This window comes from Variovorax sp. KK3 (genome assembly GCF_001984055.1).
Taxonomy (GTDB): domain Bacteria; phylum Pseudomonadota; class Gammaproteobacteria; order Burkholderiales; family Burkholderiaceae_C; genus Variovorax.
The window spans coordinates 42445-59862 of sequence record NZ_LYVO01000016.1 but is presented as its reverse complement, the minus strand read 5'-3'; the positions used below and the strand labels follow the sequence as shown (position 1 = coordinate 59862).

Genomic DNA, 17418 nt, shown 5'->3' with positions numbered 1-17418 from the left:
ATGACCCACACCATCCACAACGTGCTCTTCATCTGCACGGGCAACTCGGCACGCTCCGTGCTCGCCGAGGGCCTGCTGAACCAGCTCGGCAACGGCCGATTCAAAGCCTTCTCCGCGGGCAGCCATCCGAGAGGCGAAGTGCACCCTCTTGCACTCGCAACCCTGCGCAGCATGCACATCCCAGACGTCGGCTACCGCAGCAAGAGCTGGGGCGAGTTCGCCAAAGACGGAGCCGCGTCCATGGACTTCGTCATCACGGTCTGCGATCAGGCCGCCGGCGAGGTCTGCCCCGTCTGGCCTGGCCAGCCAATCACCGCGCACTGGGGTCTGCCCGACCCTGCCGCGGTCGAAGGCACCGACGAAGAGAAAAAGCGCGCCTTCATGGACACCGCGGTGACGCTCAAACGCCGAGTGGAGTTCATGTTGTCCCTGCCAATGGCCAAGCTGGAACGCATGGCGATCCAGCATGAAGTGCGCGAGATCGGAAAGCTCAAGTGACGACGAACATCCTGATCCTCTGCACGCACAACTCGGCGCGCAGTGTGCTCTCCGAGGGCATGCTGAACCACTGGGCGAAGAAGCTCGGCAAGGACGTCCGGGCCTTCAGCGCCGGCAGCAGCCCGAGCGGGCGTATCAACCCGTTCGCAATCGAAGCGCTGCAGGGGGCAGGCGTTGACACTTCAAGCTACCGCAGCAAGAGCTGGGACGAGTTCGCTTCGCCTGATGCACCCCAGATGCGCGCCGTCATTACCGTGTGCGACAGCGCGGCCGCGGAAGTCTGCCCCTACTGGCCCGGCACCCCGGTCAAGGTGCACTGGGGATACCCCGATCCTTCGAACGCGACGGGGGGTGACGAGGCCAAGCGGCAGGCCTTCGAGCTGACCCGCCAAGCCCTGGGCTACCGCATGCTGCAGTTGGTCCAGCTCGACCGCCTGGACGAGATGAGCAACGACGAGTTGCAGGCTCATCTGCAGCGAATTTCCTCGAACTGATAGCCGCCAATGAGTGCCGTGATCGACAGCAAGCCCGCACGCGTGGCTTCCATGAGCGTCTTCGAGCGCTACCTGACCGTCTGGGTGTTCCTGTGCATCGTGGTCGGCATTGCGCTCGGGCAATGGCTGCCCAACGTCTTCCAGGCGGTGGGCCGGCTGGAGGTCGCGCGGGTCAACATCCCGGTGGGCTTACTCATCTGGGCCATGATCATCCCGATGCTGCTGAGAGTCGACTTCGCGGCCCTCGCGAACGTCGGGAACCACTGGCGCGGCATCGGCGTCACGCTCTTTATCAACTGGGCCGTCAAGCCATTCTCGATGGCGTTCCTGGCTTGGCTCTTCGTGCGCCAGGTCTTCGCGGGCCACCTGCCGGCCGAGCAACTCGACAGCTACGTCGCAGGCCTGATCCTGCTGGCCGCCGCGCCGTGCACCGCCATGGTCTTCGTGCGGAGCCGGCTGACCGGCGGGGATCCCGTCTTCACTCTGTCTCAGGTGGCACTCAACGACGCCATCATGGTGTTCGCCTTTGCGCCGATCGTGGCCCTGCTGCTCGGCATGTCCGCGATTGCCGTGCCCTGGGACACACTGATCACCTCGGTGGTGCTCTACATCGTGCTGCCGGTCATCTTTGCGCAGCTCTGGCGTCGGCGACTGCTGAAAGCAGGCCCTGCCGAATCCGAACGCGTGATGCATCGCATCGGGCCATGGTCCATCGCGGCACTGCTGCTGACGCTCGTGCTGCTTTTTGCATTCCAGGGCCGCGCGATCATCGACCAGCCGCTCGTCATCGCGATGCTGGCCGTGCCGATCCTGATCCAGGTGGTCTTCAACTCAGGGCTGGCCTACTGGCTCAACCGCAAGGTGGGCGAGAAGCACAGCATCGCCTGTCCTTCTGCGCTGATCGGCGCATCCAACTTCTTCGAGCTGGCCGTGGCTGCCGCCATCAGCCTCTTCGGCTTCCATTCGGGTGCCGCGCTGGCGACCGTCGTGGGCGTGTTGATCGAAGTTCCCATCATGTTGGCGGTAGTGAAGGTGGTGAATGCATCCCGTGATTGGTATGAATCCTGAGCTGCCAAACGTCGACGAGGCTCTTCTTCAAGTTCCCACTGTTGGCAAACTGATCCCGGCGCATCGCCCCACTCACCCGCCGAGAATCCTGCTGTTGTACGGCTCCGCGCGCGAGCGTTCCTTCAGCCGCCTGCTGACCGAAGAAGCAGCCCGCCTGCTGCACGCCATGGGTGCCGAGCCGAGGGTCTTTGACCCCCGAGGACTACCGTTGCCCGATGACGCGCCCGAGAGTCATCCCAAGGTCCAGGAACTGCGCGCGCTGGCGCAGTGGTCAGAAGGCATGGTCTGGACTTCGCCCGAACGCCACGGGGCGATGACGGGGATCATGAAGGCGCAGATTGATTGGATTCCGCTGTCCGTCGGCGCGGTTCGCCCAACGCAGGGGAAGACGTTGGCCGTGATGGAAGTATCGGGAGGCTCCCAGTCATTCAACGCGGTAAACCAGTTGCGCGTGCTTGGCCGCTGGATGCGCATGATCACGATCCCCAACCAGTCGTCGGTCGCCAAGGCGTTCCTGGAATTCGACGAGCAGGGACGCATGAAACCCTCTTCGTTCTACGACCGGGTCGTCGACGTGATGGAAGAGCTGGTCAAGTTCACACTGATGACGCGAGGATCGGCCGCCTATCTGGTGGACCGGTACAGCGAGCGCAAGGAGAGCGCAGAGCAGCTTTCGAAGCGGGTCAACTTGCGCTCGGCCATCTGATGCCTCTCTCGAACCGTTCCAGCGTCGTTGTGGCGCTCGGCACCACGCAGACGCTGGCATGGGCGTCGTCGTACTACCTGCCCGCCATGCTGGCCGCGCCGATGGCGACGGACCTCGACCTGCAGACGCCCACGGTCTTCGCCGCGTTCTCCTTCGCGTTGGTCATTTCTGCGCTGCTCGGCCCCTATGCAGGGCGATGCATCGATCGATGGGGCGGCCGGCCCGTGCTGATGACAACCAATCTGGTCTTCGCCGCCGGCCTGGTGCTCCTTGGGTCGGCGAACGGCATCGTCGGGCTTCTGCTCGCCTGGGCGATCCTGGGGGTCGGCATGGGAAGCGGGCTCTACGAAGCCGCCTTCGCGGGCCTGGTGCGGCTCTACGGCCGGGATTCGCGCGGTGCGATTACCGGCATCACACTCATCGCCGGGTTCGCCAGCACTGTGGGATGGCCTCTTTCCACATTCCTCGAGTCGCAGTTTGGATGGAGGGGCGCATGCTTCGGATGGGCCGCGCTGCACGTCTTCCTTGCGCTGCCGTTGAACTGGCTGCTGCCAACAGCTGCCGCGGCGCCGAGCGCAGACAGTGACCCGATCGCCAGCGTCGGGAAATACTCGAACGCGAGCAGCCCGCTCAAGGCATCGCTGCTGCTCGCCGTGGTGTTCGCCATCACCTGGTTCATCAGCACTGCGATGGCTGCACACCTCCCCAGGCTTCTGATGGCCGGCGGGGCCACGCTCGCAGCGGCCGTGGCCTTCGGCGCGTTGGTCGGCCCAGCCCAAGTCGGCGCGCGAATCCTGGAGTTCAGCGTGCTGCGGAAAGTCCACCCGCTTCTTTCCGCGCGCTTGGCGACGCTCATGCACCCTGCAGGCGCTGCGCTCCTCGCGCTGGCCGGTGCGCCAATGGCGGCTGTGTTCGTGATTTTCCACGGTGCGGGCAATGGCATCCTGACGATTGCCAAAGGCACCCTGCCCCTGGTGCTCTTCGGGCCGCAGGGCTACGGAGCGAGGCAGGGGCTGCTCATGGTTCCTGCCCGGATCGCACAGGCACTGTCGCCGTGGCTTTTCGGGCTTTGCCTGGACCGATGGGGCGCCGGCGCACTCTGGCTTTCTGGCGGCCTTGGCGCTATCGCCTTCGCCGCGCTGATGATGCTCCGGGCGGGTGAAGACGAGGAACGGCTGCACGCCCCGCGCGGCGCATCCAGCAACTGAAGCTGCTCTAGCTTCGCCTCTTGCCACTCCTGAAGATCGGAGTCGGCATTGGGTAGACACGATACTGGTGTCGCGCAAGCGGGACCAGCCCATCGAAAGAATGACAGTCGGCGAGGACAGCCTCACGACTTGAATGGCGTTGGGGTGAAGCGATTCCTCGTTGTCAGGCCTAGGATCGTCATTCCGTGCCTCGCCTCCCTTCGATTGATGAGGGGAAAGCCCGAACCCTTGTCGCTTCAGCCTTGTATAGGCTCGCGTGTGACTCATCCCGTGCGCGCACGGAACGGCTCAGCGTTCAATCAGAGTGCACGGCGGCAGTGTCAACCGGTTCCGCCACTGGAGGCTTCGAGATGAAAGAACAGATCAAGCGCATCAAAGGGCTTTCCGTCGCCGGGCTCGTCATCTTCTTGACGGCCATCACCCTTACTGCCGGGCCAGTTCGCTTGGCCAAGACCATTGAGGACATCGAACGGCGCGCATTCGTTGCAGCCTTGATCAAAGCGGAGTTTGGAAATGATGGCCGCCTCGGCGGCCAGCACCAAGCCAAGTTTGATCTTGCACCCATGATGGCACCGAGGAGCGGCTCGATTCTTGGTGTGATCAGGGACGAATTCAAGGGAGAAGATGTCAGAGGCGGGGTGCTTACATCGGCTGATCAAGTCTTCTCGTTTACGCGAAACAAGGAGCCTTCTGCAAGCGAGGCGAGCTTGATTGAAAAGCGGTTGGCTTGGGAGAAGTTGTACACAGGAGCCAACGCCACAACTTATCAAAGTTACTCGCTAGAGTCGCTGGCTCGCCCTGGCATTGTGTATCGAGTCCTCTTGGCCGATGGTGAAACCAAATGGACTGGAGTTGCAGAGAAGACCTCCAAGAAGTGGATCCTCGTTCAGCAGAATGCAGAGAAGCCTGACGAACCAGTCGAAGAGAACGGCTCGTTGGATCTTGCGGCAGTTGAGAGTCAGTTGATCTATCTTGCGTCGCCGTGGCTCGTGCCTGGCGACAAAGCAGAAGGCGTCTATGGAAAGGTCCTGAAGATCTTTCGTGAGCAAGTTATCAAGATCCCAGTGCTTCAGGTGGAGGTGCTTTCGCCTTGGGTCGGCATTGCGATCGGGATACTGGCGCTGTATGTTGCTGTGAGTCTGGCTCACGCCATTTATCAACTCCGAGATGCCAAGATTGACGACTCCGAGCCATGGATCGCCTACCAGTCCTGGAAAACAAGGAACCGTCTTGAGGCGTGGATTTTCAGAGCGTTCGCAGCGTTCGGTGCTATCACCACAATCGCCGCCATCGTTCTTCCTCTCGGCAGCGTTTTGATTGTCCAAGCCCTCTTGGACAATCGAATACTGATGCCGTTGCTTGTCCTGATAGCGATTGCGGTCGCGATTACCTTGGTGGAGTTTGTTCGCCTGCTGAGGAACGGCAGTTTGAGTGGCCTAGAGAGAGCATCTGGTGGGGCGGGCGGAGGCTGAAGAATCCGTCGCTATCGCTTCGACGACCCATTGAATCCTTTTCGACCAAACGCCCCTCCTTGTCTACGATGCTCGCTGTGATCGGGCAGTTCGGGGTGACGAGATGTTTTACCGCAAGAACGTGGGTCTCAAGGAACGCTGGGCGCGGGTGATCGGTGGTGCGTTGATGGTGGCCTGCTCACTCACGCAGATCGGTCCGACGTTGCTCGGCCTGGTGTTTGCTGCGAGTGGCGTGCTGACGGCGCTGACCGGGCTGATCGGCTTCTGTCCCGCGTGTGCCATGGTGGGCCGCAAGCTGTTGGAAAGTCCAAGGTGATCCGGGTCGATGCAGCCCTGTTTGCCGCCGCCCAGGCCGGCGATCCAGTCGCTCTGGAGAAGATGCTGCGCGAACTGCAACCCGACATCCGCCGCTATGCCAGGCACCAGTGCCATCGCACGACGGCCATTGAGGACGTCGTTCAGGAAGCGCTGATCGTGCTTTATCGCCGCCTGGGCAGTGTGCGCGATCCTCTGGCCATCGCGGGCTGGATATTCCGTGTGGTCACCCGGTTGTGCATGCTCCCAGCGCTGGCGCTGATACGGGGTGCGGAAGAACTGACGGAGCGACACGAGGCCGAGCACTTTGCGCAGGTGCCGAAGGACGAGTTGCGCATCGACGTCGTCCATGCGCTGGAGTCGCTACCGGAGATCTACCGTGAAGTGATCCTGCTGCGCGACATGGAGCAGCTGACCATCGCCGAGGCGGCAAATCGCTTGCGAATCACCCGCGAGGCATGCAAGAGCCGTATTCATCGCGGTCGGGCTCTCTTGCGCGAATACCTGCAAGGCGATGAATCGCGCGGAGGTGAAAAGTGAAGCAGTTTCTAGCAAGAGCCCATCGTCGAAACCATTCGGCAACGGGAAGCTGAGCCGTTCTGTCCAAGGAGGTCGCCATGAACTCGCATCGACGAATGTCGGGAACCGCCATGCGGCGATCCATCGCCGTCCTGGGCTCGGCGGCTTTCTTCGTCGTCGCCCCGTGTACGCTCGCGGCGCTCGTTCCATGGTCGATCACAGGTTGGCAGATCCAGCCGCCGTTCCTGGGTCTGGAGCCCATACGCGGCCTCGGCGCGATGATGATTCTGGCCGGCGTGCCTGGGCTCGTTGACGCATTCGCGCGGTTCGCGCTGCAGGGTCTCGGCACCCCCGCGCCCATCGCGCCGCCCCTGAACCTCGTGGTGACCGGGCTCTACCGTTATGTGCGCAATCCGATATACGTCGCGGTCATTGCCATCATTCTGGGTCAAGCGTTGCTGTTGTGCGATTCGCGACTCATCGGGTATGGGGCGCTGCTCTGGCTCTTGTTTCACGTCTTCGTCTTGGCATACGAAGAACCCATGCTCGAGCAGACGTTCGGAAAAGAGTACGAGGCCTTCCGCGCCGCCGTCCCGCGCTGGATACCGAGGATGAGCCCGTGGCGGCCGGAATGATTCACTGAGCGTACGCTTCTGGCCAATGCCGGTGGTCCAGGCGCGCTGCAATGCGGGCATACGGCGCGATGCCTGCACCCCCGCTTCATGCTCGTACTACATCGCCCGACCAAGCACGGCAACGACAAACACCAACACGCCAAGCCCAAGATTCACTGCCACCAGCTTGCGAATGCTCCCCAGTTGCGCAGCGGCAAGCGGCCATTCACTGGCCGCAACGGCGCGGCGCAGCCTCGGATAGGGCGCGAACCGGATGTGCAGGAACAGAGCCATCATGAGCAAGCCGATCCCAAACATCGCATGCACGCTCCAGTGCACACGGCCGAAGCCGCCGGCGAGCATCACCATCCAGAGGCCGCTCGCGAGCAACACGACGATCGACACGGACACGCCGACGAAGAACCGCGAGAGCGCGCCGACCATGAAGCCCAGTCGCTTCGGCGGTTCGAGCATCTCGACGGCGGCCGGGCGAACGGCGAAATGCATGATGGCCATGCCGCCGACCCAGAAGGTGGCGGCAAGAAGATGGAGGAGGAGTAGGACGGAAGGGAGGATGGGCATGCCGCAGCGTAGTCGACTTCGGGGCCGTCGCGACGCAAGAATGCCGCATGACTTCCCGAAGATCCCTAAACGACAGTGCCGAAGAGATCGCGCGGCTCCAACATGCACGCGCGCAATGGCGCCATGTGGGCGATGCCCGCCCACCCTTCGCGGAAACGCCGGGCCCCGGCCAGGAATCGGTGTGGGACTATCCGCGCCCGCCGCGCATCGAGGCCGACCGGCGCGAGATCGTCGTGCGCAGTGGCGATGTAGAGATCGCGCGCACCCGCAACGCGTTGCGCCTGCTCGAAACCGCCAGCCCGCCGACCTTCTATCTGCCGCGAGCCGATGTGCGACCCGATGCGTTGACCGCGGCAGCAGGCACTTCGCATTGCGAGTGGAAAGGCGAGGCGCACTACCTGACGGTCATTGCCGGCAAGCAACGCTTCGAAGCGGCGGCATGGTTCTACCCTCAGCCTGAACTGACCTACGCGGCATTGCGCGACCACGTCGCGTTCTATCCGCAACAGCTCGAGTGCCTGGTCGATGATGTTCGCGTGTTGGCGCAGCCGGGTCGCTTCTACGCCGGTTGGATCACGCCCGAACTCGTCGGCCCGTTCAAGGGCTCGCCCGGCTCGGCCGGGTGGTGATGCGCAGCGTTCCTTGTTCGGCGAATCAGCGCGAAGGCCGCTCATAGCCGCCTTCGATCCAGGCGGAAGCGGTGTCCGCGTTCAGCTTGAAGGTCGGCGGCACGCGCACTTCGCCGAGCGTGTCGCCCGATTCGTCGACCGCGCTCAAGATGGCATGCGGGTTGTCCTCATCAGGAACGATCTGCAAGGACACCCGGACGCGCTCCGAGCCCGCACCGACGCTCACGCTCTTGTGGAGCCGCGCATGCAGTTGCTGCTCGTGGCGGCGCAGCACTTCGGTGGCGGTCTTGACCAGTGTGTGAAAGGCAGGCGCGTCGAGCGGCTTCGGGTTCTTCTTGTCGCGGCCCATGGTCCACGGGCCGACCAGCGCAGGCTCCGGGTCGCCATGCCGCGTCATCGACACCGCCCATCCGTCGTCGTCTTCGTTCTTGATGACGCGCGCGGTCCAGCGCTCGTCGCTCCATAGCGTGGGTTCCTGGATGGGGGCAATCGGTTCGGTCATTGGCAAGGGTGGGACTGAAAAAGGAAGCGCTTGCGCGCGTCGCGAAGAGTTCGAGTTCCCGAGGGTAACGGTTCGGGGACATCGCCCCGAAGTGCATGTGGCGCATAGCTTGCCTAGCCGCGAGCGAACGGAGTCTTCACCACGGCAGGCGCTCACCGTCGTAAGCCCAGAATCCTCCGCTGTCCGCCGGGCTCAACCTGTCGAGCACGGCGAGGAGATCGTTTGCCGCAAGCTCGGCAGGCCGCCCGATCTGCGCGCCGCGAAACGGCGCCGAGAGGCGGGAGTCCACGGTACCCGGATGCATCGCAGCGAGCACGGCGCGGGGGTGGGTGCGAGCCATCTCGATCGCTGCCGTCTTGATCACCATGTTGAGCGCCGTTTTGGAGGCACGATAGCTATACCAGCCGCCCAGCCGGTTGTCGCCGATGCTGCCGAGCTTGGCCGACAGCACGGCGAACACACTGCGCTCGTCGCGCGCCAGTTGCGGTGCCAAGTGCGCCAACGCCAGCGCCGGCCCGATCGTGTTGACCGCGAAGCTCGCGGCCATGTGCTGCGCGCCGACATCGCTCAAGCGCTTCTCAGGGCTGCCCGTGGGGCCTTGCAGCATGCCGGTGGCCACCACCACCAGGTGCCACGGGCCCTGCGCGCTCAGTGCTTGCGCGGCTTCGGCGATGCTGGCTGGGGACTCGAAGTCCAGCGCTGGCGCGCTTGCCCGCCCCAACGCGAGGACAGAGCCGCAGCGCGGGTCTGCGCGCAACGAGGTGACCAGGGCGCCACCGATGGCGCCCGAGGCGCCAATCACGAGGGCGCGGTAGGCAGATGGCAGTGATTGCATGGGGTTGACGGCTTGTCGCGCGCAGAGCCCGGTCACGGCGACGCGCTCGGCGGCTGCGAGTTGGCGCGGTTGCGCCGGCAGCGCTCGGAGCAGTATTTGACTTCGTCCCACACACTGGCCCACTTCTTACGCCAGCTGAAGCGCCGCCCACAGCTTGGGCAGGTTTTTTCGGGAAGGTGCGGTTTGCGGTGCATCGGCTCGGGAACTCCGGCCCTGAAGACTATCCGACAAGTACGCGGTTCGCGCTGATGATCGAATCGCAGCTTCTGCCCATCGGACTGCCGCAGTCCACCGATGCGCTCACCGAATCAACCGTGGATTCAAACGCTCCCATTCCGCGAGCACCGGATGCCTCTCTTCCTCCACACGATCGTTGGCCGCAGGGTTCAGGTAGTTGATCAAGCTGGCTTCGAGCGTGTGGATGTCAGCGGGGCTTGCGCCGTATTCCACCCATTGGACGTAGATGCCGTGGTCACCTGACCTTTGGCGTGCTTCGAGGATGAAGGCCTTGCCCTTGTGTTGCCGGCCGCGCGGGCCCGGCCTGCTTCGGAAGTCGGTCAAGTAAGAAGCGACGCGCCTGCGGAGAGACTGGCGCGCCGCCTCTCCGACATACAACACGCGTCCCGGGGCAACAGGCACCTTGCCCACGGTGAAAACGTAGCAGCCTGTGAATTCAGGCACCTGCGCGCGGTTCTCGTTGAGGGCCGCGACGTGCACCCCGCCCTGCCATGCGAGTTGTTTGAACCATGCCGGTTGATCCATCGCGTGTTCCCCGCACTTTGCCAATGCCCGAGCCGGACGGCGGGCGCCAGGCAATGCTATCGCCAGGGGCCACGGATGTGTCGGTGAGAAGCGCGATTCATCCCCACATCTGACGATGGATGCGATCGCCGTTCGGCGCCATCATGAAAATCTTCCGGCTCGTGCTTTCGAAGAGGGATGTTCGTCGACCCTCAACGCACCGACACGATCACGTACCCCCGGTTCTCCAAGGTGTCGAAGGTCCTCATCCCCCGCACCAACGTCGCCGTCGGCATCCACACCCAGCTCGCCGCCGCCGGATTCACGTCGAGCACGAGGAAGGAGTCCGAACCCTTGTCGTACGCACCAAGCGGCGAAATGTGCCCGCCGCCCTTTTGCCCCACGGCCTCGCGGCGGTAGTTGATGACGGCGTAGGTGTCGGGCCGGTTCAGCGCGGCGATGAGTTCCGCTCTGATCGTGGCTTCGGGCATGCGGTCGTCGACGACCACGGCACGGGTGACGAGGCCGTTGCCGCGCAGCATCTCGTCGAACTGGCGGAGTTGATAGCCGAAGTCGCGCTTGCTCTGGCCGTTGATCAGCATCGGCTCGCCGAGCACCTGCGCGCGGGTCTTCGCGCCCTTGGGGATCACGTTGTCCTGGGTGTAGCGCGGCACGATCAAGTCGGCGCCGGGCGGCAGGTTCTTCAGGTCGCCGTCACGCAGGCGTTCACGGTCGCGTGGCAGGTCGGCGCTGCGGGTGTGCACGGCATTGAGCACGATGGCCGCCGTGGTCGGGCCGCAGAAGGTTCCGTTGATCTGGGCTTCGAACTGGTTCGCGAGCGCTGCGAAGTTGCGCTTGGCGTCGGCGCTGGCCAGGCGGCGCAGGCCTTCGTCGGATGCGAACGGCAGCAGCGCGGCTTGGGCCGCCGGTGCGTCGATCGGCGGCGTGCTCGCTGCGGTGGGCGGCGGCGGTGCCGACTGGCATCCCAGAATCGCCGCCGAGAGCAGCGCGAGAGCGAAGCGCGTCAGTGTGTTCATGGCTGAATGTCGCTGCTCGGCAGCGGCCCTGTGCTTGGATTCTGCGAGGTCGCAGGCAGCACAGTCTAGTGGCGGCGCGCCTCCCCTGCGCCGCGCTCCATCGCACCTGGCGCGCGCACAGGGCAAGCGAGGCCTCGCACCCCGCGCCGTCTCGCCCGAAGCAGCGGCTGCTTGCGGGCGCTAGCGAACTTCGCAGTCCACGCCGTTGGACTTCGCCGGAGTGCCGCTCGCAGTGGGTGCCGCCTGCGCGTTGAACGCCGGCGGAGGCGTGAACTGCAGGCCCGGGTTCTGCGGCACCACGACCGGCGGCGTCATCGGACTCGGAGTGAAGCCGAACTGCCCTGCCGCGAAGCTTTGCGCGCCACCGGAGTTGGACACGCTGATGAGGCCGTCGAGCACGTGTACGTAGAGCCCGGGTGGCATCGCGGCCGTCGGCGGCGGCGGTGCCGAGGTGGGCGCGCCGGACTGCGGCATGAACACGGTGGCCATCGCCGGCGCCGTGGTCCCCAGCGTCGACACCAGCGCGATCAGCAGTAAAGACTTCTTCATGGTTGCACCATCACGTCGAGGGTTGCGGCGCCTTGCAGGTCGCCCTTGGGGGTCTTGATCACCGTCGAGGCGGGGCTGCGCTTGCCGAGCGCGCCCGGCGTGCTCACGAAGCCGCCTTGGCCCAGATGGATCTCGGAGCGGTCGAGCTGCGGCTGCGCCGGGTCGTAGCTGTAGCGCGTCACCGCCACCACCGAGTCCGGCTTCATCATGAGTTCGGCGCCGTCGCTGAACTTCAGCAGCGCGTAGCCGCGGGCTTCGGTCGTGAGCGTGTCGCCCTGGTTGACCTTGGAGTCGACGGCGAGCAGCCGGGTGGCGCCTTCCGGGCTCCGCGCGGCCACCAGGCCGGCCAGGTGGGTGATGGCGCCGACCACCTGGGCCGACGCGGACGCGCCGGTCAGCGACAAGGCCAGCCACAGTGCGAGTTGGGATGTGCGTTTCATCGGTGGTCTCAGTTGCAGTACATCTTCTTGACGGTCTGGTTGGTCGGGCCGGCGGCGGTCTTCGAGTCGACTTCCTTGGAAACCGCGAGCGCGATCTCGTCGGTCGTTTTCACGTCGGTTGCCGCAGGCGTGGTGGTCAGGACGTTCAACACGTCGGCCGCTGCCCTGACGACCGGCATCACCGGCTCGGACGCCGTCGGGGGCGACAGCACTTGGCACAAGGCCGAGTTCGGCGCGATGGCACAGATGTCGGCCGAGGGCGGCGGTGACGGCGTCGGCGTGGGTGTCGGCGTGGGTGTCGGCGCGGGTGTCGGTGCAGGCGTCGAGGATGGCGGCGGCGGCGCAGGCGTGATGGGCGGCAGCGCCACCACGGTGGGCGCCGTCGATGCCTTCACCTGCGCCACCGTGTCGCCCGATGCCGGATAGAGCACCGACAACGTGCCCGTCGTCGCCGAGGTGATGATGGCAGGCGCGTTGACTTGCGAGAAGGCACCCGTGGCGCCGGCACCGCTGGTCACCAGAAAATCGGCGACGGCGCCATTCGTCGGCAGGCCGCCGCTGGGCGTCGAGAGATTCACCGTGCCCGCCAACCGCACCGCACCCACGACGCGGAGCACATCGGCACTGCCGCCCGCAAGCCGAACGTTCAGCGCGCCTTGCGCGTCCTGCGTGAAGTTGCCGTTGACCGTCAGCGTGCCGACCTGGTCCGATCCGCCGGGCGCCACGACGCCGCTGTTGACCAGCGTGGCACCCGGCCCCCCGCCGAGTTCGACGCTGCCCGTGCCGCGGATCGTTCCGGTGTTGTGAAGGTCGACGCTGCTGTGCAGCGCCGCGCCCGAGGCGATCTCGACCGTGCCCGCATTGGCGTTGGCTTCCGAGAACGTGACGCCGAAGCCGCCCTCGTCGATCTTCAACACGCCGCCGGCCAGGTTGGTCAGCGTGGCCGGCGTCGTACCAATGCCCGTCTTCACGATCGTGCCGGCGTTGATGAGGCGACCCTGGTAGCCGCCGCTGAAGCTGTTGGTCTCGGTCGAGGCGACGCGCAGCAACGCGCCGGCGTCGTTATTGATCGTGGTCTGGGTCGACAGCTCGAGGCGCGAACCGTCCTTCACGTCGACGACGCCGCCGGCCCGGTTGTTGAAGATGGCGTTGGTGTTGAAGGCCAGGTTGCCCATCTGCGCCTGGCCCACGGTCACGATGCCGTGGTTGTTCCAGACCATGTCGCCGTCGAGCACGAAGGTGCCTTCGATGCCGACGCTGTTGCGCGTCGTCAGCTGGTAGCCCGGGCCACGCACCAAGGTCAGTCGCGTGGGGTCGTTGGTCAGGGTCGGCCCGTTCGCGCCGATCTCCACGTCGCCCAGCAGCGTGACGCCGCCTGCCCACTTCATGCCGCCCGGGCCTGCGAACTTCGTGCCGCCGGCGATCTTCGCGCCATCGAGCACCACGCTCGCTCCCGCGGCAACGACCACGTGGCCACCCACCGTCGAGTCGCCGACCGTGAGCCTGCCCGCGTCGACCTGGATGCGGCCGGCCGCGCCGCTGCCGATGTACGTCAATTGCTGGTCGCCGCCCGAGGTCTTGGCGATCGTGCCGTTGTTGGTCACGCTCTGGCCATCGCTCACACCGCTGATTCCGAAGAAGCCGGAGCCTGTCAGGTTGATCCGGCCGTTGTTGACCAGGCTACCGCTCACGTTCAGCGCGCCGTCGCCGTCACGCAGTTCGATGACGCCGTCGTTGACCCAGGCGCCTTGAACCCATTGGCTGTTGCCGATCGACAGGTTGCCGTTCGCGCCCACGTTGACCGTCGCGGCCTGGATGGCTGCGTTGCCGTCGAGCCGCGTGGTGCCGCCGACGATGTTCAGGATGCCGTTGCCCAGCGCCTCGCCTTGCGAGACTTCGAGCACACCGCCGTTCAGGTTCAGGTTGGCGTTGACGGTGGCCGCATGGCCCGGGTCTGCCGGGTTGCCGTAGAAGTTGGTCTTCAGGCCCAGGTCCAGCGCGCCGCTGCTGCTCGTGATCGGCGCGTTGATCGTGATGTCGTTGTGCGCCCTCAACGTGAGGCGCGCGTCTGCGCCGCCGGTCTTGTCGATCGCCGCGTTGACGACGATGTTGCCCTGGCCCGTGCCTGCGTTGCCCGTGGCCAGCACCACGCTGGCGCCGCTGTTCAGTTGGTCCGTGATGACGCCCGCACCGATCGTGGTGCCGTTGACGGTCGACACGATCACGCCGTTCTCGACGCTGGCGCTGCCGCCCGCGCCGGCCACCACTTCGAGGTCGCTCGGGTCGATGAGCCACTCGCCGCCCCTGCCCACGGTCGGCGCATGCTTCACGTTCAGCGTGATGTGGCCCGAGGTGTCGACGAACCCGCCCGGCCCGCCGCTGCCGGTGGCGGAGATGCGCCCATCGATGTCGGCCCGGTCGGCGGCCAGCACGACGTTGCCGCCCGAGCTGCCGTTGGCGTGGATGTTCGAGGTCGCGCTCGTCTTGAGCTCGGTGGCGCGCAGGAAGATGCGGCCGCCTTCGCTCACGGCGCTGCTGGCGCTGATCTCGCCCGCGTTGGCGACCAGCGCACCGCCCAGGCCGATGCGGCCGGCCTCGGCCACGATGCGACCCAGGTTGCGCACGTCGCCGCCGGCGCCCGAGAGTGCGATGGATACGCCCGGGTGACCGGTGTCCACGAGCTGCACGTTCTGCGCTGCAGCCAGCAGCACTTCGCCACCGGGCGCGTTCAGGGTGCCCGTGTTCTCGATCTTGGGCGCCACCAGGTAGATGCGCCCGCCGCCGCCGGCGGCAGTGATGGTGCCCGCGTTGCTCAGCGCGCCCGCGCCGCCCGGCGACGTGAAGGTCAGCCGGCCGGCCAGGAAGTCCGTGTCGCTCACGTTGAGCGTGCTCGCGATGAAGCTGCCCACGTCGATGCGAGCGCCCTGCCCCACCATGATGCCGGCCGGGTTGATGAGCCACAGCGCGCCGTCGGCCTTGATCTGGCCGTATATCTGCGACGCGTCCTGCCCGGTCACGCGGGCCAGCAGCGCGGCGGCCGCGCCGGGCTGGCGGATGTCGACCAGCGCACCCGAGCCCACGTTGAAGCTCGAGAAATTGACCAGTGCCCGCGCCGAGGTCTGCGTAATGGCGAGCGTCGTGCCGTTCTGCACGATGGAGGCCTGGCCACCCACCACGGTGCCACCGGTGGGCAGCGCGCCCGGGGCCAGCTGCGCCAGCGCGGCGCCGGTGCCGACCGCGCAGATGGCCGCGACCACCCAGGGCAGGAAGCGAAGCTCGAAGGATTTCGTTGTCATCGGAGTTCTTCTTCTGGTTGTTCAGAACGCGAACATCGCGCTCAGGTGCGCGCGCCAGTCGCCACGCTTCTCGGTGGTGGAGCTGCCGGACTCGATCACGCGCGCCACGTCCAGCCGCACGCTGAGGTCGCGGCTCAGGCTGTAGCGCACGCCCACGCCGGTGCTGGCCACGTGGGTGTGGCTCGGCAGGTAGGTGCCTGCGGCCCGGCGGTTCGCGCCGTAGCCGGCGTCCACGAACACCAGGCCGCGCAGGTTGCCCGGCACGCCCAGCCGCGCGCTCAGTTCGGGCGTGTAGAGCTCGGCATTGAGCACGAGGCCGCTGTCGGCCGCCACGGCGCGCTCGTCGAAGCCGCGCACCGCGTTCGAGCCGGTCAGCCCGAACTGCTCGCTCGCCACCAGCGGCGTGTTCGTGAGCTGCGCGTTGCCGGCCAAGCGAAGCTGCCAGCCGCTGTCGAGGCCCTGCAGCAGCGACGCACCGCCGCGCACCACCATGAAGTCGTCGCGCGACCGGCGATTGCCCGGCGTCAGGTACGAGTAGCGATCGGTACGGCCGTCGAGGTTCGTGTAGCGCGAGCCGCTCGCGATGTTGCGCGCAATGCCCACGCTGTAGCCGAGTGCCTGGTCGACGCCGTCGCGCTGGCCGCTGTAGGTGATGCTCACCGGCGTGGTGGTGTACGGCACGCACGCGGAAATGGGAGGCGTCGGGCCATCGATGGTGATGGTGGTGCCATCGATGTCGCAGCGCGAGTCGATGTTCTTGCGGTCGATGCCGAACACGAGCTTCGAGGCCGTCTCGCCCGAGCGCCCCAGAAAGTGGTTGTAACGCAGCGCCCAGGTCTCGCCCTTGCCGGTAAAGCCCAGCACGCCGCCCAGCGTGGGCGAGCTCGAAGGCGTGTTGACGCTGGAGCGGCCGTAGATGGCATCGATGCTGTCGCCCAGCGAATAGACCGGAATCCGATAGCCAACCGAATAGACGTTGAGGTGCTGGCCCGACGGGCCATCGGGCGTCGTGGTGTAAGCGAGGGTGCCCACGTGGTCCAGGCCGAAGAGGTTCGCATGCTGCACGGCGATGCCGGTGCGCCAGTGGCCGCTGGCCGCGGTGCCGGTGTTGTCGAGGGTCGCGATGAAGCGCAGCGGGTCGTGGTCGGTCACCGACACCGTGGCGTCGACCGTCCCCGGCAGGCGGCCTTCGGCCATCGACACCGACACTTGCTTGGCCGGGTTGTCGTTGGCCAACTGGATCGAGGCCGACAGCGCACGGAGGCGCGGCGCTCTGCCCGTCTGCAGGTTCGGCAGGCTGGCCTTGACGTTCTCGGCGCTGAAATGCTGGTTGCCGCCGACGGCCACCGAGGTCAACACCGCTTCGACGACGCGGATCCTGACCGTGCCGCCGGCAAGCTCCTGCTCCGGCACGCTGACCTTGACCGCGGAGTACCCGAGGTCGAGGTAGGCGCGCTCGATGGCCTCCACGGCGCGCTGGACGTCTCCGAACTCGCGCTGCGGTCCGGTGAGCGGCGCGACGGCGCGGGCGATGACGTCGCTGGACACGAGGCTGTTGCCCTCGACCTCGTAGCGCGAGATCTCGAACCTCGGCACGGATGCAGGCGGCGCTGCGTGTGCGGACTGCACCAGCAACCCGGCGAGCGCGCAGAGGGCCAGTACCGTCGGTCGTGACACCGACGGTGAACTGCGTGAATTCATTGAAACCTCGGGGATGGCCGCGCGACAGGCGTAGCGGCACGTTTACGCTTTTATTGAAGTCGACTGCTGGTCCACGCGGCATGTCCAAGTCGACATCTCGATGTCGGCCCATCGACCCCTGCGGCGCTTCAATGAAGGTAACACCCGGGCCGTGCGCTTTCGCTGGCAGAGGCAGGCACTGCGGCGTCCACGCAGACTTTTCTCACGGTTGA

General features: G+C 65.8%; 20 protein-coding genes. 10 read left to right on the top strand and 10 right to left on the bottom strand.

Annotated elements, in window-relative coordinates:
- The 9 genes from B0W80_RS10325 to B0W80_RS10285 all read left to right on the top strand — a co-directional run bounded on the left by B0W80_RS10325 (window position 1) and on the right by B0W80_RS10285 (window position 6915).
- A complete protein-coding gene (locus tag B0W80_RS10325; RefSeq protein WP_076999042.1) occupies window positions 1–498 on the top strand; it encodes an arsenate reductase ArsC in 498 nt (165 codons plus the stop codon).
- The gene (locus B0W80_RS10320) at window positions 495–992 is read left to right on the top strand and encodes an arsenate reductase ArsC (RefSeq protein WP_076999041.1); all 498 of its coding nucleotides are present in this window, start codon (window positions 495–497) and stop codon (window positions 990–992) included. Before B0W80_RS10325 ends, B0W80_RS10320 begins: the two co-directional genes overlap by 4 nt.
- A 9-nt stretch (window positions 993–1001) precedes the next feature.
- Complete coding sequence (gene arsB, locus B0W80_RS10315; RefSeq protein WP_076999040.1) at window positions 1002–2060, top strand: ACR3 family arsenite efflux transporter; 1059 nt, start codon at window positions 1002–1004, stop codon at window positions 2058–2060.
- On the top strand, window positions 2032–2766 hold the full coding sequence (arsH, locus tag B0W80_RS10310; protein ID WP_076999039.1) for an arsenical resistance protein ArsH: 735 nt from the start codon (window positions 2032–2034) through the stop codon (window positions 2764–2766). Before arsB ends, arsH begins: the two co-directional genes overlap by 29 nt.
- Window positions 2766–3974 (top strand): MFS transporter, encoded by a 1209-nt coding sequence (locus B0W80_RS10305; RefSeq protein WP_076999038.1) that lies wholly within the window; start codon window positions 2766–2768, stop codon window positions 3972–3974. Before arsH ends, B0W80_RS10305 begins: the two co-directional genes overlap by 1 nt.
- A 350-nt stretch (window positions 3975–4324) precedes the next feature.
- Window positions 4325–5446, top strand: a complete 1122-nt coding sequence (locus B0W80_RS10300) for a hypothetical protein (protein ID WP_076999037.1) — start codon at window positions 4325–4327, stop codon at window positions 5444–5446.
- Window positions 5447–5549: 103 nt separating this feature from the next.
- Complete coding sequence (locus B0W80_RS10295; RefSeq protein WP_076999036.1) at window positions 5550–5762, top strand: DUF2892 domain-containing protein; 213 nt, start codon at window positions 5550–5552, stop codon at window positions 5760–5762.
- Window positions 5759–6301: an RNA polymerase sigma factor gene (locus B0W80_RS10290; RefSeq protein WP_076999035.1), complete on the top strand. Its 543-nt coding sequence runs from the start codon at window positions 5759–5761 to the stop codon at window positions 6299–6301. Before B0W80_RS10295 ends, B0W80_RS10290 begins: the two co-directional genes overlap by 4 nt.
- 77 nt (window positions 6302–6378) lie before the next feature.
- A complete protein-coding gene (locus B0W80_RS10285; RefSeq protein ID WP_143684551.1) occupies window positions 6379–6915 on the top strand; it encodes an isoprenylcysteine carboxylmethyltransferase family protein in 537 nt (178 codons plus the stop codon).
- A 96-nt stretch (window positions 6916–7011) separates the two neighbouring features.
- On the opposite strand, the gene B0W80_RS10280 is transcribed toward B0W80_RS10285, so the two are convergent.
- A complete protein-coding gene (locus B0W80_RS10280) occupies window positions 7012–7476 on the bottom strand; it encodes a CopD family protein (protein WP_076999034.1) in 465 nt (154 codons plus the stop codon).
- Window positions 7477–7523: 47 nt separating this feature from the next.
- Here B0W80_RS10280 and B0W80_RS10275 point away from each other — a divergent pair, with 47 nt between their 5' ends.
- Window positions 7524–8105: a DUF427 domain-containing protein gene (locus B0W80_RS10275; RefSeq protein WP_083745290.1), complete on the top strand. Its 582-nt coding sequence runs from the start codon at window positions 7524–7526 to the stop codon at window positions 8103–8105.
- Between the two features lie 25 nt (window positions 8106–8130).
- Here the strand turns inward: B0W80_RS10275 and B0W80_RS10270 are convergent, their stop codons facing one another.
- The 9 genes from B0W80_RS10270 to B0W80_RS10230 form a co-directional block, all read right to left on the bottom strand.
- A complete protein-coding gene (locus tag B0W80_RS10270; protein ID WP_076999032.1) occupies window positions 8131–8607 on the bottom strand; it encodes a hypothetical protein in 477 nt (158 codons plus the stop codon).
- Between the two features lie 136 nt (window positions 8608–8743).
- Window positions 8744–9442 (bottom strand): SDR family NAD(P)-dependent oxidoreductase, encoded by a 699-nt coding sequence (locus B0W80_RS10265; protein WP_076999031.1) that lies wholly within the window; start codon window positions 9440–9442, stop codon window positions 8744–8746.
- 32 nt (window positions 9443–9474) lie between these two features.
- Window positions 9475–9636, bottom strand: a complete 162-nt coding sequence (locus B0W80_RS10260) for a DUF2256 domain-containing protein (RefSeq protein ID WP_076999030.1) — start codon at window positions 9634–9636, stop codon at window positions 9475–9477.
- Window positions 9637–9742: 106 nt separating this feature from the next.
- Window positions 9743–10204, bottom strand: coding sequence for a hypothetical protein (locus B0W80_RS10255; RefSeq protein ID WP_076999029.1), 462 nt, complete (start codon window positions 10202–10204; stop codon window positions 9743–9745).
- 191 nt (window positions 10205–10395) lie between these two features.
- Window positions 10396–11220, bottom strand: a complete 825-nt coding sequence (locus B0W80_RS10250) for a phytochelatin synthase family protein (protein WP_076999028.1) — start codon at window positions 11218–11220, stop codon at window positions 10396–10398.
- A 180-nt stretch (window positions 11221–11400) separates the two neighbouring features.
- Window positions 11401–11769: a hypothetical protein gene (locus B0W80_RS10245; protein ID WP_076999027.1), complete on the bottom strand. Its 369-nt coding sequence runs from the start codon at window positions 11767–11769 to the stop codon at window positions 11401–11403.
- Window positions 11766–12209 carry a FecR domain-containing protein gene (locus B0W80_RS10240; RefSeq protein WP_076999026.1) on the bottom strand — a complete coding sequence of 148 codons (444 nt, stop codon included), beginning with the start codon at window positions 12207–12209 and terminating at the stop codon, window positions 11766–11768. The genes B0W80_RS10245 and B0W80_RS10240 overlap by 4 nt, the downstream gene beginning before the upstream one ends.
- 8 nt (window positions 12210–12217) lie before the next feature.
- The gene (locus B0W80_RS10235) at window positions 12218–15505 is read right to left on the bottom strand and encodes a filamentous hemagglutinin N-terminal domain-containing protein (RefSeq protein WP_076999025.1); all 3288 of its coding nucleotides are present in this window, start codon (window positions 15503–15505) and stop codon (window positions 12218–12220) included.
- Window positions 15506–15526: 21 nt separating this feature from the next.
- The gene (locus B0W80_RS10230; RefSeq protein WP_083745289.1) at window positions 15527–17206 is read right to left on the bottom strand and encodes a ShlB/FhaC/HecB family hemolysin secretion/activation protein; all 1680 of its coding nucleotides are present in this window, start codon (window positions 17204–17206) and stop codon (window positions 15527–15529) included.
- Window positions 17207–17418 lie beyond the last annotated feature (212 nt).